Source organism: Clostridium sp. YIM B02555 (genome assembly GCF_022320955.1).
GTDB classification, from domain to species: domain Bacteria; phylum Bacillota; class Clostridia; order Clostridiales; family Clostridiaceae; genus Clostridium; species Clostridium saccharoperbutylacetonicum.
This window is the reverse complement of record NZ_JAKJJY010000001.1, coordinates 421,868-438,786: the sequence shown is the minus strand read 5'-3', so window position 1 is coordinate 438,786 and position 16,919 is coordinate 421,868. Positions and strand designations below refer to the sequence as shown.

At 30.8% G+C, this 16,919-nt stretch carries 12 protein-coding genes; 1 reads left to right on the top strand and 11 read right to left on the bottom strand.

Going from position 1 to position 16,919, the window contains the following annotated elements; translation table 11 throughout:
• Window positions 1–210: 210 nt before the first annotated feature.
• The 3 genes from L3B98_RS01890 to L3B98_RS01880 form a co-directional block, all read right to left on the bottom strand.
• Window positions 211–2,514 (bottom strand): M56 family metallopeptidase, encoded by a 2,304-nt coding sequence (locus tag L3B98_RS01890; protein WP_238915383.1) that lies wholly within the window; start codon window positions 2,512–2,514, stop codon window positions 211–213.
• A 5-nt stretch (window positions 2,515–2,519) separates the two neighbouring features.
• Window positions 2,520–2,888: a BlaI/MecI/CopY family transcriptional regulator gene (locus L3B98_RS01885; protein ID WP_026106439.1), complete on the bottom strand. Its 369-nt coding sequence runs from the start codon at window positions 2,886–2,888 to the stop codon at window positions 2,520–2,522.
• A 186-nt stretch (window positions 2,889–3,074) separates the two neighbouring features.
• Entirely contained in the window at window positions 3,075–4,136 is a 1,062-nt protein-coding gene (locus tag L3B98_RS01880; RefSeq protein ID WP_015391256.1) for a cell wall-binding repeat-containing protein, read from the bottom strand.
• Window positions 4,137–4,645: 509 nt separating this feature from the next.
• On the opposite strand from L3B98_RS01880, the gene L3B98_RS01875 reads away from it, so the two are divergent.
• Entirely contained in the window at window positions 4,646–5,494 is an 849-nt protein-coding gene (locus L3B98_RS01875) for a C1 family peptidase (RefSeq protein ID WP_238915381.1), read from the top strand.
• A gap of 176 nt (window positions 5,495–5,670) precedes the next feature.
• On the opposite strand, the gene purD is transcribed toward L3B98_RS01875, so the two are convergent.
• The 8 genes from purD to L3B98_RS01835 form a co-directional block, all read right to left on the bottom strand.
• Window positions 5,671–6,921, bottom strand: a complete 1,251-nt coding sequence (gene purD, locus L3B98_RS01870) for a phosphoribosylamine--glycine ligase (protein WP_238915380.1) — start codon at window positions 6,919–6,921, stop codon at window positions 5,671–5,673.
• A gap of 81 nt (window positions 6,922–7,002) precedes the next feature.
• Window positions 7,003–8,511, bottom strand: coding sequence for a bifunctional phosphoribosylaminoimidazolecarboxamide formyltransferase/IMP cyclohydrolase (purH, locus tag L3B98_RS01865; RefSeq protein WP_015391253.1), 1,509 nt, complete (start codon window positions 8,509–8,511; stop codon window positions 7,003–7,005).
• Window positions 8,512–8,528: 17 nt separating this feature from the next.
• The gene (gene purN, locus L3B98_RS01860; protein ID WP_015391252.1) at window positions 8,529–9,137 is read right to left on the bottom strand and encodes a phosphoribosylglycinamide formyltransferase; all 609 of its coding nucleotides are present in this window, start codon (window positions 9,135–9,137) and stop codon (window positions 8,529–8,531) included.
• The gene (gene purM, locus L3B98_RS01855) at window positions 9,125–10,126 is read right to left on the bottom strand and encodes a phosphoribosylformylglycinamidine cyclo-ligase (RefSeq protein WP_015391251.1); all 1,002 of its coding nucleotides are present in this window, start codon (window positions 10,124–10,126) and stop codon (window positions 9,125–9,127) included. The genes purN and purM overlap by 13 nt, the downstream gene beginning before the upstream one ends.
• Window positions 10,127–10,135: 9 nt before the next feature.
• A complete protein-coding gene (purF, locus tag L3B98_RS01850; protein WP_015391250.1) occupies window positions 10,136–11,566 on the bottom strand; it encodes an amidophosphoribosyltransferase in 1,431 nt (476 codons plus the stop codon).
• A 179-nt stretch (window positions 11,567–11,745) separates the two neighbouring features.
• Window positions 11,746–12,453, bottom strand: a complete 708-nt coding sequence (gene purC / locus L3B98_RS01845; protein ID WP_015391249.1) for a phosphoribosylaminoimidazolesuccinocarboxamide synthase — start codon at window positions 12,451–12,453, stop codon at window positions 11,746–11,748.
• Window positions 12,453–12,932: a 5-(carboxyamino)imidazole ribonucleotide mutase gene (gene purE / locus L3B98_RS01840; protein ID WP_015391248.1), complete on the bottom strand. Its 480-nt coding sequence runs from the start codon at window positions 12,930–12,932 to the stop codon at window positions 12,453–12,455. The genes purC and purE overlap by 1 nt, the downstream gene beginning before the upstream one ends.
• Before the next feature lie 71 nt (window positions 12,933–13,003).
• Complete coding sequence (locus tag L3B98_RS01835; protein ID WP_238915379.1) at window positions 13,004–16,750, bottom strand: phosphoribosylformylglycinamidine synthase; 3,747 nt, start codon at window positions 16,748–16,750, stop codon at window positions 13,004–13,006.
• Window positions 16,751–16,919 lie beyond the last annotated feature (169 nt).

The window sequence follows — 16,919 nt, the reverse complement described above, 5'->3', positions numbered from 1 at the left end:
CATTTTTCTTATCTCAAATTAATTATCTCTTTTCAATTTTCTATAATATACGTTTATCATAATTTTTAATATCAAAATCTACACTAACCATCTAATATTATATCCTATATGACCTATCCTTAAAATAAAAACTCCACTAAATTATTAATTTAGTGAAGTTTTTATCTACAACTTTAATACATTTTTACTACAATTATATATAGTAACCTATTATCCCAAAAACAAATCTACAACTTGCTCAGTTTCATAATGACCATAGTACCAAATATTAGTATATGAATTAGATTTAAAATTCAAATTATCTGCAAGCTTTGTTTCTACTCCATCTTTTGTCTTCCACAGACTATAAGAATTACCATCTTCTCGTACAAATAATATTTCATTATTTAATAAATATTTAGGCATAAAATCGAAAGCTTTACTATTTGTTATTTGTATTACTTTTTTTGTATCTGTATTTACTGCATAAATATGGTGCGCTTGGTTTTCCCATTCTTTATTACTTATCAATTTAGAATCTTTTATGCTATTGGTTCCTGAATATACTATGTTTTTTCCATCAGCAGAATAATCTGGTGTCATAGAAACTTGATCTTGCGGAAGTAAATTTGTAAAACTATTATTATCTACATTATAAATACCTAATGTTTTATTATAATACATATCTCTATATTCACCATTATTTACTGCAACAAGATTGCTATCTACTGGATTTTGTGAAATATTATCTTTATAAGCTAATGCTATCATATTATTATTTTCTATAAATTTATTATTTAAAATATCATATACTGAAAATTCAGTAGCATCAGCTGACAATGACCCTGACTTAGGTCCATTCCAGATATACAAGTATTTATCATCGGTTGAAACCTTTGAAACATTAGGTGTTGAACCAATTGATTCAAATAACTCAGAAATTGTATATTTCTCATTAATTTCTTTATTGGTACCTTCTTTACTTGCTAAAATAACCTTTTCTTCTTTAGTATTTAAGTCATAACAAATTATGCCCATAGTTTTTATTTTTTTGTCATTTCCTTCAGAATACTTTAATTCTTTATTTGCATATATTTTCCCTTTGCTATCACAGTTAATGTTGTAATAATCATATTCATTACTTATAAGTGTTTTTGAATTTTTATCTTCAGCATTATACATGGATATTCCAGAATTACTACTAGAATAAATTAAATCACCTGAATTATTCCAATCGTATGACTCTATATTTTTAGATACTTCCATTATTTCACGAGTTTTTATATTACATACATATAAATTTTCTTCCTTTGTATATGCAACAAACAATCCATTCTTTGATATTAATGGTTTTTTAATCTTCTGGCTTTTATCAAGAAGAATTGAATTATTTTCTTTCAATTCTGACATATATAAGCCATCATTTGCTACAAAAGCAGCAAATTCTGTTGTTTTATTATTCTTTTCCAAGTTACTATTATCAGCAAAAACTGCATTTGCAGTAAATAGGCTGGTAAACGTGAAAAACATAGCTGCTATAAATGATATACCTACAATTAATTTTCTTGATTTTTTAAAAAATATTATATTTTTCAATCTTGTTTCAAGCTCCTTTCTACCTTTACAAACTGATGCTCCTAAACTTAAAGATTTATTTTGAGAGTATTCTATTTGTTCTAAAATAATTTCTCCATAGTACTTTCTTTTTGATTTATCCATATTCCTAATTAAATGCTCATCTAAGGATAATTCACATTCAACATTTATTTTACTTCTAATAATATAAGCAATAGGATTAAACCAATTAATTATATTGACTACAAGCGCCATTATTTTTATCCATAAATCTTTTCTTTTGAAATGAAGTAATTCATGAGTAAGAATTATCTCTAGTTTGTCCAAATTTTCTTCCCTTTTAGGTATAGTTATTGTAGGTTTCAATATTCCTGTAATCATAGGGCTTTTAATGCATGAACATTCACAAAAAATTATTTTTTTACTTATATTTAAATTTTTCTTAGATGTCTCTAAAGCATTAATAATTATTTCATCCTCAATCATATTACTTGCAATGTTAAGCTTTTTATAAAAGGATCTATAATTATAAGCTTCCTTAGCTATAAATATTATTATACCTATAGCCCAAATATAAATTAATATCTCTTTTTTTAGTATCTCATTAATTGGTTTTGCTTCTCGTAAAGTAATTTCATTTGTATTTAGAGGTACCAATTCATTCTTATCATTTAATACTCGTATATCATCTTTATTCTCACCTTGTGAAATCTTTTTATTATCTAACTGTAATATCTTACTTGTAGTTTCAATAGGAACTGTTCCCTTGTAAACTACTATTTCTGGAAATTTAATAAAACTTCCTATTGGTATAATAAAAAATAATAATGTTATAACTAACATATAATAATTCCAAGTTGCACTAAAAACTTTTTTAGTAAATGGCTTAAATAAGCATAATATTAAAGACAATAAGCTTCCAGTTAAGGTAATTTGCAAGAGAATCTTAAAAATATCCATAGCCTCTACACATCCTTAAGCCATTTTTTTAAATCTGATATATCTTCTTTGCTTATTTTTTTATTATTAAACAAAGTTGCTATAAAATTTTTAACAGAACCGTTATGCATATCTTCAAGAAAATTATCGGCTTGAATTGCTTTATATTCTTCTTCAGTAATTTTGGCTGAATAATTATTTAACTTTCCTAATTTAGCTACTTTTAAAATCCCCTTATCAGTCAACCTTGATATAAGAGTCATCACTGTTGTTATCTTCCATGAATTTTCTTTCGGCAATTCTTCTAAAATATCTGCTGTAGTAACTTGCCTATTCTTATTCCAAATAATTTTCATTATTTCCATTTCAGCATCTGAAATCTTTCCAATTCTCATGAATATCGCCTCCTCAAACTTATTCTACAAACTGTAGTATATTTTCATACTACAACTTGTAGAATATATTGTCAATATCTAGTTTTTATAATTTTCTCCCTCTCAAAAATATTTCTGCGCAAAAAAGAGATCTTGCTTTTCTCCAAGATCTCTTCCTAATTTTATCTTCATATAATAATTGCATTTTTATTCAGTTACAATAACATCAAATGTGGTTTTTGCTCCATTTACGCTTATTGTTATAGTTGCTTTACCTGCTTTATATGCCTCTATTTTTGGATAAATATTTTTATAGAATCCATCTTCTAAACCTAAATCAACTGCTGAATAAACAACATTCTCATCTGTACTACTTGCCATTACCATTAAGTTTGGAAGTGCTGAACTTTTAGAATTTTCACTGCTAACTTTAATATTTCCCAAATATATAGATTGTTTAACCTTGCAGTATAAAGTTTTACCTTCAATTTTAGGTTTTGATTTTTTATTCTCTAGCTTGTAATCTAGTGCTTGTAAAATTGTTGTTCCATTTCCTGCGGCGAGATCTTTAGAATATGGATCATTTAAATTCATCATATTACTATCATCTAATTTAACATCATTTTTATCTGTGGTCGACTTAGTTGTTAACGCAGTTTCAACCCACAATTCATCCTCTGGATAAGTAATTCCCTTTACAAATTTCCCATCTTCACCTAAAAGATATTTGTTTCCGCTTTGTCCAGTGTATTCACCTTTCTGTAATACTCCATTTTTATCAAATACATACAAATCACCATCTATATTCCATCCGCCATAGGCATAAATACCACCTAAAATTTTGAAATATTTATTTCCATGCTCTTCGAACCAGCTAAAATCAGAAGTTTCTTCTAATGTTTTTGCTGATGGCTTCATACTATTATCTTTTAACGATTCTCTACTAGGAAGATAATTATTTTTCCATCTTCCATTGTCATAAAATTCATACGTCTTATCCTTAATTGAAATTTTTCCAGTGGCCATAACTCCATTATCCTTTAAGTAATACCACCAAGCTCCATCTTTAATCCAACCCTTTTGCATATAACCATCAGCCCCAAAATAATACCACAAATTATTAATTTGCTTCCAGCCAGTTATATATGAACTTCCTTCAGTATACCACCAGCCATGATTATCACTTTTCCATTCTGCAGAAGCTCCAATTGGTATTAGCATAATTATTGATATTGTAGCAATAACACTACAAACTAACTTTTTAATCATATTTCTCTTACCTCATTCTCTCTAAAATACACTTCTATTTCTTTTGCCTAATTTCATTATAACCTAAATTGAATTAATCTAAAATAATCTTTTATTAAATGCTTCTTTCTCAATTTCTTTCATGAAAAGCAAGTCTTAAAACATATAAAATCTGCATTAAAAAGAAATATTTTAATAAAACTAATCTTTTGATGCTCTAAAATAGACATTTAGATCATTTAATATTGTTTTTTTAATTGAATCAAACTACAATTACAATAATATTTTCCCATAATTAAAAATTTATAGAATAAAAGTTTCTATTTCCTAAGTTGGATATATATTCTTTACACGAAATGAGGTGAAATGTACAATAAGTAAACTTTGTCCAAGCAGTATATAGTTAGACTTTTATTATAAATTATTTATGCTGTGGCCTACTATCATCTTCCATATAAATTTAAAATTACACGTTACAGTGGCTAGGCATAAGATAACTATTGATAATAAAAAAATTGGGAGGGATAAAAATGAAATTTAACAAAGCTAGTATCAAATTCTTAGCATGTTCACTTGCAATTTTAGGGGCTTTAATTCCAAATCAAAATTCATATGCAGCTACTTTGCATCCAACTGGATTAAATCACTTACATGAAAAAATACCAGGAATTAAAATGGTTGTGAATTCAGATAGCAAAGTGCAATTACCTGCTAAAGTTGACTTAACAAATCAATTTCCTAAAGTAGGTAATCAAGGAGATTTAGGAAGTTGTGTTACCTGGGCAACTGGATATGCTGATAAGTCTTATCAAGAAGGACAAGAATGGAAATGGTCTCTAAACACAAACTCACATATCTTTAGTCCTGCATATATATATAGTCAAATACATGCAGATAATTCAGCAGATGGTGGTGGTTCTGATTTTTCAGATGCATTTAATATTTTAGAGACACAAGGCTGCACTACATTAACTGATATGCCTTATGACGGAAGCGAATATGCATGGGAAACTACTCCTACAGCTAGCCAAAAAGCTAATGCTGCTAAATATAAAGCTGCAGACTGGAGCCAGCTTCCAGATGGTAATTATAGTGCAATAAAGGCACAACTAGCAAGCAGTAATCCTGTCGTTATTGGTATAGAAGTATATCCCGATTTTGATAACTTGAGTGCTAGCAATCCAATTTATGATAAAATTTATGGAAGAAGCAGAGGCGGCCATGCATTATGTGTAATTGGCTATGATGATAGTAAAAGAGCAGTAAAAATAATAAATTCATGGGGTACAAGCTGGGGAATCAACGGTTATGGCTGGATTAGCTATGATTTAATAAAGAGCCAAAATATAGAATCCTATGTAATGACTGATGCTGAATAAATTATTATTCAGTTAATAGCTAAAGAACGTATTCTGAAGCAATAGATTTCCACTTAATACAAATATATTATCTTATATAATTAATGTGAATTCAATTAAGAACTCACATTAATTATATAAAAAAATGAGCTGTTACAAAACTATCATATTGCTTTGCAACAACTCTATATCTAAAATTATTTATGTGTTCCTATGTCCGTTCTCCAATAAGCACCTTCAAAAGTAACAAATTTTATATTTTCATAAGCATCTTCTCTAGCTTCTTCTAAAGTTTTTCCTAAACCAATAACTGATAATACTCTACCACCATTTGTTTTTAAAATACCATCTTCTGCCTTTGCTCCAGCTAAAAATACCTTATCTTTTACTTTTTCATCAATAGTAATTTCATGACCTTTAGTGAATTCTCCTGGATATCCTTTTGAAGCTAAAACTACATTTATACATACCCCATTATTCCACTTGATAATAGTCTTATCTAATTCTTCGTGAAGTGCCGCCTCTATTACTTCAACCAAATCACTTTCCATTAAGTAAAGAACTGATTGTGTTTCTGGATCTCCCATTCTAACGTTATATTCTAAAAGATAAGTTCCTTTCTTAGTAATCATAATACCAAAGAATATAATTCCTTTATAATCAAAACCTTCTTCTCTTATTCCAGTTAGAGTCTTAGCCATTATGTTATCTTCAAAATCTTTCATTACATCTTCTGTAACGTAAGGATTTGGCGCTAATACTCCCATTCCACCTGTATTAGGGCCTTTTCCACCATCAAATATTTGCTTATGGTCTTTTCCTGATATAAACGGAATAATTGTTTTTCCATCTGTAATAGAAAGAATTGAAGCTTCAACACCTTCAAGGAATTCTTCTATTACTATTTTTTGTCCTGCTCCATTAAATATATCATCTACCATATACGATTTTACTGCTGTCACTGCTTCTTCTTTATTTTCGCAAATTGCAACACCTTTTCCAGCAGCTAAGCCATCAGCCTTAACAACTGTTGGATATGGGCATTTTTCAAGGTATTTTAGCGCTTCCTCTACATTAGTAAAGGTTTCATATTCAGCAGTTTTAACTCCATACTTTTTCATAAATTCTTTAGAAAAACTTTTACTACCTTCAAGCTGTGCAGCACTTTCAGCTGGTCCGAAGATTTTCAAGCCTTCTTTTTTAAATTTATTTACAATTCCCTTTGTCAAAGGATCTTCTGGTCCAACTATTGTAAGATCTATAATTTCTTTTTGTGCAAATTTAACCAATTCATCAATATCAGTTATGTTTACATTTTCACATTTATTTTCAATTGCTGTTCCGCCATTACCTGGCGCAACAAATATTTTTTCTACTTTTGCACTTTTAGCCAATTTCCAAGCTAAAGCATGTTCTCTACCGCCTGAACCAATTAAAAGAAGTTTCATTTACATACCTCCAAATTCATTCAGTTATGAGTTTTGGCTAAAATTCCTTAACTCATAACTATTAACTCTAAACTGCCCTAATTAGTGTTTAAAGTGTCTATATCCTGTAAATACCATTGCAACTCCATATTTATTGCAAACATCTATGGATTCTTGATCTCTAATAGATCCACCTGGTTGAATTATTGCTTTTATGCCAGCCTTTGCCGCTGTTTCTGCAACATCTCCAAATGGGAAATAAGCATCAGAAGCTAAGATTGTAGCTCCTTTTCCTCTCTTTAAAGCATCTTCTGTTGGCCAGATTCTATTAACTTGACCTCCACCAATTCCAAGTGCTATTCCGTTATGAGCAACAACGATAGCATTTGATTTAACATACTTAACAACTTTCATTCCAAATAATAAATCTTTCATTTCTTCATCAGTTGGTTTCTTATCAGTTACTACTTTGATTTCTTCTATTAACTTATTATCCTCTTCTTGAATAAGCATTGCCCCATCAACCGTAACCATGTATTTGTCGGCTTTTGGTTTGTTATTAAATTTAAGAACTCTTAAATTTTTCTTAGTCTTTAATACCTCTAAAGCATCTTCATCATATTCTGGAGCTGCAATAACTTCTAAGAAAATTTTAACCATTTCTTCTGCTGTCTTCTTATCAACTTTCCTATTAAATCCAATGATTCCACCAAATATTGAAGTTGGATCCACTTCATATGCCTTCATATAAGCCTCATAGGAATCTTTCCCAACAGCAACACCACATGGTGTGTTATGCTTCAATGCGCAACAAGCTGGTTCATCAAATTCATTAGCACATTTCCAAGCTATATCACAATCCTTAAAATTATTATAAGATAATTCTTTACCATTTAATACTTCAAAGGTATTCATAGCCCCATCAAGCATTGTTGCTGAATAAACTGCTGCTGTTTGGTGTGAATTTTCACCATAACGAAGTCCTTGCATTTTCTTATATGAAACTGAAAGATACTCTGGATATTCTTCTTCATCATCAGCTAGTAAAAAGTTTGAAATAGCTCCATCATAAGCACTCATAAGATTAAAAACTTTCCCTGCTAATCTCTTCTTAGTTTTTAAAGAAGTTTCCCCATTTGTTTTAATTTCTTCCATAACAACATTATAATCGTTTTTATCAGAAATCACTACTACATCTTGGAAATTCTTAGCAGCAGCTCTAAGCATTGTAGGACCGCCAATATCAATAAACTCTACCTTTTCTTCAAATTCTAAATCTTCTTTAACTTTTTCAAAGAATGGATATAAATTTACAACAACATAATCAATAGTATGAATATCTCTTCCTTTTAATGTGTTCATATGCTCTTCATTATCTCTTATAGCAAGAATACCTGCATGAACTAATGGGTGAAGAGTCTTAACTCTACCATCTAGCATTTCAGGAAAATTTGTTACTTCATTGATTTCAATAACTTCAACTCCATTTTCCTTTAAATATTTATAAGTCCCTCCTGTTGATACAATTTCAACATCCTTAGATACTAAAAATTTAGCAAAATCTAAAACTCCATCTTTATCAAATACACTTATTAAAGCTCTCTTTTTCATAAAATCACCTTTCTCAGTTAACTGATCTTCGCTTTTCCGTTTACAAATTCAACTTTACCTTCACTGATTAATCTAATAGCTTCTGGCAATATTAAATGCTCTTTTTCTAAAATTCTTTTTTGAAGTGTTTCCGCGTCATCTTCAAAATATACTGGAACTACTTCTTGAAGAAGTATTGCTCCACCATCTACTTCTGAATTTACAAAATGAACAGTACATCCTGAAAATTTAACACCACTTTTTATTACAGCTTCATGAACTTTTAATCCATACATACCAGCCCCACAAAAAGAAGGAATTAAAGATGGATGAATATTAATTATCTTGTTATCGAATTCCTTTAATATATCTCCATCTAAAATTGCTAAAAATCCTGCAAGAACTATTAAATCAACCTTTCCTTTAGTTAATTCTAATATTTTATCTGAAGCTTTTTCCCCATATTCTTTCCTACTTATAACAAAAGTTTCAATACCATGCTTTTTTGCTCTCTCTAAAGCATAAATATTATCACGACTTCCAATAACCATTTCTATTTTTACATTAAGTTCTTTATTTTCTACGGCATCTATAACAGATTGAAGGTCAGTTCCTCCCCCAGAAACCAAGACCGCTATTTTAAACAAATACCTTCACCTCCAGATGTTACATATCCTATTTCATAAGCCTTTTCGCCCATTTCTACTAATGCTTTTATAATAGGTGCAACATCCTTTTCGTTAACAGCAAGCACAAATCCAATTCCCATATTAAAAGTATTATACATATGCTCTTTATCTACACCCTTTTCAATAATTCTTTCAAATATAGCTGGAAGTGGATATGAATCTTTATTAATTACTGCTGTGAAGTTTCCTCCATTAAACATTCTTGGTACATTTTCAATGAAACCTCCACCAGTAACATGTGCCATTCCTTTTATTTCATAGCTTTCTAATAGCTTAAGCACAGGTTTTACATATATTTTTGTAGGAGTAATTAATGTCTTCCATACTTCCTCTCCTTTAAATTCTTCATTTAAATCAGGAAATACTTTTCTAATTAATGAATATCCATTAGAATGAACCCCTGAAGAAGCTATCCCAATTAATTTATCTCCTTCTTTAATATTGCTTCCATTAATAATCTTATCTTTATCAGCAATACCAACCGCAAAGCCTGCCATATCATATTCACCTTCTGAATAAAAACCTGGCATTTCAGCAGTTTCTCCACCAATCAAAGCACAATCAGAATCTATACAACCATCTGATATTCCTTTAACTAAATCCGAAGCAACTTCTGCTTCAAGTTTTCCACAAGCTATATAATCTAGAAAGAATAATGGTTTTGCTCCATGGCATAAAATATCATTTACACACATAGCTACACAATCAATTCCAACAGTATCATATTTCTTATTTTTGAATGCTATTTCAAGTTTAGTTCCAACTCCATCAGTTCCTGAAACTAAAACTGGTTTTTCATAACCTGATGGTAATTCAACCATACCTGCAAAGCTACCTAGTCCATTTAATACATATTGACTCATAGTTTTTGCTGCATATTCCTTTATTAATTTAACTGATCTATATCCTTCTTCAATATTAACTCCAGCTTCTTTGTAAGTAATCATTTATTAAACCTACCTTTCAAGATCTTTTGATATTTCTTCTATTGGTGTTGCTACTGGGTAAATGCCATTAAAGCATCCCATACAGAATCCGTCTCTATCGCCGCAGCTTCTATAAACCCCTTCTTCACTTAAGTATCCTAAGTAATCTGCTCCAATCATATCTCTAATTTCTTCAACAGTATGATTAGCAGCAACAAGCTCGCTTCTATAAGGAGTATCTATTCCAAAATAACATGGATATTTAACACTTGGTGATGCAATTAAAAAGTTAACTTCTTTTACTCCTGCACGTCTAAGTGATTCAATTAAATGTTTTGAAGTAGTTCCTCTAACTATAGAATCATCAATAAGAATAACTCTTTTACCTTCTAAGTTTACTTTTAATGGATTTAATTTTACTGCAACTGCTCTTTCTCTTATTTCTTGTGATGGAGATATAAAAGTTCTTCCAACATATCTGTTTTTTATAAATCCTGTATCAAAAGGTATTCCAGATGCCTTTGCATATCCTATAGCTGCTGGTATTCCTGAATCTGGAACTGCTATAACTATATCTGCATCTAATGGATGTTCCTTAAATAATTGTTCACCAGCTTTTACTCTTGTTGTATGAACTTCAAGCCCATCAATTCTTGAATCTGGTCTAGCAAAATATATATATTCGAATGCACAGGTTTGACACTTAGTGTTTTCAGAATATCTATATGATTGTATTCCATCTGCATCTATTATTACTATTTCCCCTGGTTCAATATCTCTAATAAGTTCAGCGCCTATTGCATCTAAAGCACAACTTTCTGAAGTTAGTATATAACCTTCTTCAATTTTCCCCAATGACAATGGTCTTATTCCGTGTGGATCTCTAGCCCCGATCAACTTATCTTTTGACATAATAGTTAATGCAAAAGACCCTCTAATAGCTGACATTGCATCTACAACTGCCTTTGCAAGCCCCTTTTTTGCACTTCTTGCTATAAGACAAGCAATTACTTCTGAATCTGTAGATGTATGAAAAATTTGTCCAGCATCTTCAAGCAATTCTCTTATAACATCATCATTTACTAGATTTCCATTATGAGCCATAGCAATTGATCCGATTTTTGAAGTGCTTACTATAGGTTGAGCATTTTCTATACCCTTTCCTCCAGCAGTTGAATATCTAACATGCCCTACAGCTATATGACCTTGTAGTTTACTTAGATCTTCTGGTTTAAAAGCTTCTGTAATAAGACCTAAACCTTTGTGAATATCTATTTTTTCACCATCTGCAACAGCTATTCCAGCACTTTCTTGTCCTCTGTGTTGAAGAGCATAAAGTCCATAATAGGTCATAGTTGCAACATCTATTGGCTGATTGGCATAAACACCAAAAACTCCACATTCATCTTTAAATTTATCATTACTTGGATCCATTATTAATTCAAAATTTGAATTATTCATTTATACAATCCTTTCGTCTTTTAATTTTTTAATCAATGCCCAGTTGTCAATTATTAATGGTCAGTGCATTAACATTTAAGACTTACAATTAATAATTGAGAATGCACAATGCACAATTATTGATAAAATTTTATTTTTCCTCATAAATTGTACATTGTGCATTGAATAATTGTGAATTATTATTTAGAAATTCTCTTTAAGATTTCAACATAAGCATCTTTAACATTGCCTAAGTCTCTTCTAAATCTATCTTTATCTAATTTTTCACCAGTTGTTGCATCCCAGAATCTACATGTATCAGGTGAAATTTCATCTGCTAATACTATTGTTCCATCTGCACATCTACCAAATTCAATCTTGAAATCAATTAAGTTAATATTCTGTGCTGCAAATACTTCTTTTAATACATCATTAACTGTAGCTGTCATTTTTAAAATAACGTCTATTTCTTCAAAAGTTGCAGCTCCAATTGCTACTGCATGATAACTGTTAATTAATGGATCTCCTAATTCATCATCCTTATAAGAAAATTCGAATACTGTAGTCTTAAGCTTATATCCTTCTTCAAGCCCTAATCTCTTAGCCATGCTTCCTGCAGCCACATTTCTTACAATAACTTCAAGTGGTACAATTTCAACCTTTTTACATAATTGTTCTCTATCATTTAATTTTTTAATGAAGTGAGTTTTGACCCCCTTCTTTTCTAAAAGTTCAAATAAAATAGCAGTGATTTCATTGTTCATAACACCTTTATCTTCTATTTGACCTTTCTTTTCTCCATTAAATGCTGTTGCATCATCTTTGTAATATATAATTACTTCATCAGCCTTATCTGTCGCGTAAATCTTCTTTGCTTTTCCCTCATACATCATTTCTAATTTTTCCATTATAGTTCTACTCCTTCCGCATTTTCCTCTATGAATTTTTTCTTCATATTTAATCTAAATTCTTTTAATTTATTTTTTAATTCATTATTATTAACTGATAACATTTGAACTGCTAACATTCCTGCATTATAACTGTTGTTTATACCAACTGTCGCAACTGGAATTGATTTTGGCATTTGTACTATAGAATATAATGCATCAACACCTTCAAGAGCTGCTTTAACTGGAACTCCAATTACAGGAAGTATTGTCTTTGAAGCAATGACTCCTGGTAAATGTGCTGCAAGACCCGCACCTGCTATAATAACTTGGCATCCTTGAGCCTGTATTTCTTCTAATGTTTCTTCTAACTTTTCTGGTACTCTATGAGCTGAAAGTACAAAAGCTTTATATTCAATTCCAAATTCCTTTAAAGCATTTGCAGCTCCTCTCATAACTTCTGTATCAGATTTACTTCCAAAAAATATTGCTACTTGCATTTCTTTCTAACATCCTTTCAATTATCAATAGCTGTAAATTGCCCACTGGGTACCCTAAAGGGCATAAACTGTTATCTAAAATATCCAACTCCTGCTTTGAAGATCTTTTGATCAAAGTCTCCAGGAATATTTCTATAAAGGTCAGTTCCTATTCTTTCACTGTGTGCCATCTTACCAAGAACTCTTCCATCAGGGCTAGTTATACCTTCAATTCCGTACATCGATCCATTTGGATTAAATGGCATATTTAATGATACATTTCCATCAAAATCTACATATTGAGTAGCTACTTGCCCATTTGCAATTAATTCTTTAATTAAGCTTTCAGGTGCAACGAATCTTCCTTCTCCATGAGAAATCGCAACTGAATGAATATCTCCTAAATTAACTTCGCTAAACCAAGGCGATTTATTAGAAACTACTTTTGTACTTATTATTGAAGACATATGTCTATTTATATTGTTATAAGTTAATGTCGCCATATCTTCTTTAATATCAACTATTTCACCATATGGAACTAAACCTAATTTAATTAAAGCTTGGAAGCCGTTACAAATTCCTAATGCTAATCCATCTCTATTTTTAAGAAGTTCCATTACTGAATTGCTAATCTGTTCATTTCTAAGAGCATTTGCAATAAATTTACCAGAACCATCTGGTTCATCTCCTGCTGAAAATCCTCCCGGAACCATAAGAATCTGTGCTGTACTGATTTCTTTTGCAAGTCTTTCTATTGATTCATTAAGTGCTTCCTTAGTAATATTTCTAAATACTACTTGAGTTACTTCAGCTCCTTCTTTTTCAAAAGCTCTAGCGCAGTCATATTCACAATTGTTTCCTGGTAATACTGGAATTACAACCTTTGGCTTAGTAACTTTAACTTTAGGTGAAAGTGTTGATTTTTTATCATATAAAACAGTTTCAACTTTTTCTTGTACATCTTTAGTTTTAATCTTGAATACTGATTTTAATTTTTCTTCATATGTTTTTTCTAAAGCTGCAATATCTAAATTTAAATCATATTCCTTTGAAATTATAAATGCTGAAGCTATTGTCTTACCAACTTCTTTATATAAACTCTCTTTGAATTCATCTTTTACATTAATGCTATTTTTTACTTCTAATAATATAGTTCCATAGTTAAACCCAAATAATTCATCCTTTGTTAAATTATCAAGCTCTGCACCAATTCTATTTCCAAGTGACATTTTAGTAATTGCTTCTGAAACTCCGCCGTATTTTATAGCTGATGCTGAAATTACCTTTTCATCTTGAATTAATTTGTGTAATACTTCTAAATTTTTCTTAAGCTTTTCTATATTTATAGTTCCATCGTCAAGCTTTTCTGTTTGAAGTAAAACTAAGCTTGATCCTGCTTCCTTAAATTCTGGTGATATTACATGTTTAGCTTTTTCAACTCCTACTGCAAAAGAAACTAAAGTTGGAGGTACATCTAAATCTCCAAAGCTTCCTGACATAGAATCTTTACCACCAATTGCAGCTGTTTCAAAGGCCATTTGAGCTTCATAAGCACCAAGTAATGCTGCAAATGGTTTACCCCATCTTGAAGCTTCTGAACCTAATTTTTCAAAGTATTCTTGGAAAGTAAGTCTAGCTTTTTTGTAATCTCCACCCATAGCTGCAAGTTTAGTTATACTTTCAATCACTGCATAATATGCCATGTGATATGGGCTCCAAGTACCTAGTTCTGGATTAAATCCAAAAGTCATTAATGTTGCATCTGAACTTTCTCCATTTAGAACTGGAATCTTAGCTGCCATACCTTCTGCTGGAGTTTTTGCATATTTACCCCCAAATGGCATAAGTACTGTTCCATGTCCTATTGTTGCATCGAATCTTTCAGATAAGCCTTGTTGTGAAGAAATGTTCAATTTCTTTAAGTTATTAATCCATTCTTCATTAACCTCAACATCTCCAACTGTATATGGATAAGCTAATGGTGCAGTAACTTTAACATTAGTCTTTTGAGTAGCTCCATTTGTATCTAAGAAAGTTCTCCTTAAATCAACAATGTTTTTTCCTCTCCAGAATAATCTAAGTCTATCTGTATCAGTAACATTTGCAACTAAAGTAGCTTCTAAATTTTCTTCGTTTGAAAGTCTTATAAATTCATCTGCATTTTCCTTGGTTACAACAACCGCCATTCTTTCTTGTGATTCTGAAACCGCAAGTTCTGTCCCATCTAAACCTTCATATTTTTTTGGAACTTTATCTAAATCTATATCTAAACCTCTGCAAAGTTCTCCTATTGCAACTGAAACCCCACCTGCACCGAAATCATTACATCTCTTGATCATTTTAGCTACTGTTGCATTTCTAAATAATCTTTGAAGCTTTCTTTCAGTAGGTGCATTACCTTTTTGAACTTCTGCTCCACATTCATTTATTGAATCTACTGTATGTTCCTTTGATGAACCTGTAGCTCCACCGACACCATCTCTTCCTGTTCTACCACCAAGTAAGATAATCACATCTCCAAGTTTTGGTTCTTCTCTTACTACATTTTCTTTAGGTGCTGCTGCGATTACTGCCCCAACTTCCATTCTCTTTGCTGCATAATTTGGATGATATACTTCTTGTACCTGTCCAGTAGCAAGACCAATTTGATTTCCGTATGAGCTATATCCATGAGCTGCTCCAAGGGTTATTTTTCTTTGAGGAAGTTTTCCTTCTAAAGTATCTTTAACTGGAACTGTTGGGTCAGCTGCTCCTGTAACTCTCATTGCTTGATATACATAAGTTCTTCCTGATAATGGATCTCTTATAGCTCCACCAAGACACGTTGCCGCTCCACCAAAAGGCTCAATTTCTGTTGGATGGTTATGTGTTTCATTCTTAAACATTACCAAATAATCTTCTAAGCCATTATCAGTTTCAATCCTTACATTTATTGAACAAGCATTTATTTCCTCTGAAATATCTAAATCATCAAGCTTCCCTCTTTTTCTAAGTTCCTTCATAGCAATTACTGCCATATCCATAAGAGTTTTGCTTTTTTCTTTCTCACCATAAACATATTCTCTTGATTTCAAATATTCTTTATAACTTGCTTTTATAGGAGCTGTATATATGTTATTTTCAATTTGAACATCTTCTAATATGGTAGAGAAGGTTGTATGTCTACAATGATCTGACCAGTATGTATCTATAACTTTAATTTCAGTTATACTTGGATCTCTTTTTTCTTCTTTAAAATAATCTTGAATCATAAGAAGATCATCAATGCTCATTGCTAAGCCTTGTTCACTATGGAAAGCTTGTAATTGCTCTAATGTCTTATTGATAAATCCCTCTAAGATTTGAACATCATTAGGTATGCTTGAAGGTACTGATAATTCTTTACTATCTATATCTACTTCTCTTGAATCGACTGGATTGATATAATATTTTTTTATTTTTTCTATATCCTCTTGTGAAAGGTTTCCTTTTAAGATTAATATCTTGGCTGATTTAATTTCAACCTTATCTTCAGCTGTTAAAAGAGCTAAACATTCAGAAGCCGAATCTGCTCTTTGATCGTATTGACCTGGTAGGTATTCTACTCCAAAAGCAACTTCTCCCTCATTTACTGGTAACTTTGATTCATAAACCACATCTACTGTTGCTTCAGAAAAAATTGTATGTAATGCTTTCTTATAATATTCTTCAGATATATCTGAAATAATATACTTATTTACAAGTCTTACATCTTCCAATGCAAAAATCCCTAAGTTTTCTTTAAAATCATTTAATAAACTTTGGGCTTCAACATTAAATCCATTTTTCTTTTCAACGAATACGCTTCTAATATCTAACATCTTGATTCCTCCAAAAATATTATGAGATTTAGCTTAATCACTACCTCTTTGTAATGGCGAATGCTTTTTAACAACATCTCGCTAACTTTCGTATCGATGTTTTTAGATTATCATTAAAGACGGACATTGTCAACTTATATTGTGTTAAAATTTGATTTAATTTATGTTT

Excerpts from the sequence above, each read along its gene's own strand:
- purF (WP_015391250.1), bottom strand. The coding sequence starts at position 11,566 with ATGAATAATTCAAATTTTGAATTAATAATGGATCCAAGTAATGATAAA.
- L3B98_RS01880 (WP_015391256.1), bottom strand. The coding sequence starts at position 4,136 with ATGATTAAAAAGTTAGTTTGTAGTGTTATTGCTACAATATCAATAATT.
- L3B98_RS01875 (WP_238915381.1), top strand. The coding sequence starts at position 4,646 with ATGAAATTTAACAAAGCTAGTATCAAATTCTTAGCATGTTCACTTGCA.
- purC (WP_015391249.1), bottom strand. The coding sequence starts at position 12,453 with ATGGAAAAATTAGAAATGATGTATGAGGGAAAAGCAAAGAAGATTTAC.
- purD (WP_238915380.1), bottom strand. The coding sequence starts at position 6,921 with ATGAAACTTCTTTTAATTGGTTCAGGCGGTAGAGAACATGCTTTAGCT.
- L3B98_RS01890 (WP_238915383.1), bottom strand. The coding sequence starts at position 2,514 with ATGGATATTTTTAAGATTCTCTTGCAAATTACCTTAACTGGAAGCTTA.
- L3B98_RS01885 (WP_026106439.1), bottom strand. The coding sequence starts at position 2,888 with ATGAGAATTGGAAAGATTTCAGATGCTGAAATGGAAATAATGAAAATT.
- purH (WP_015391253.1), bottom strand. The coding sequence starts at position 8,511 with ATGAAAAAGAGAGCTTTAATAAGTGTATTTGATAAAGATGGAGTTTTA.
- purM (WP_015391251.1), bottom strand. The coding sequence starts at position 10,126 with ATGATTACTTACAAAGAAGCTGGAGTTAATATTGAAGAAGGATATAGA.
- purE (WP_015391248.1), bottom strand. The coding sequence starts at position 12,932 with ATGCAAGTAGCAATATTTTTTGGAAGTAAATCTGATACAGAAGTTATG.
- L3B98_RS01835 (WP_238915379.1), bottom strand. The coding sequence starts at position 16,750 with ATGTTAGATATTAGAAGCGTATTCGTTGAAAAGAAAAATGGATTTAAT.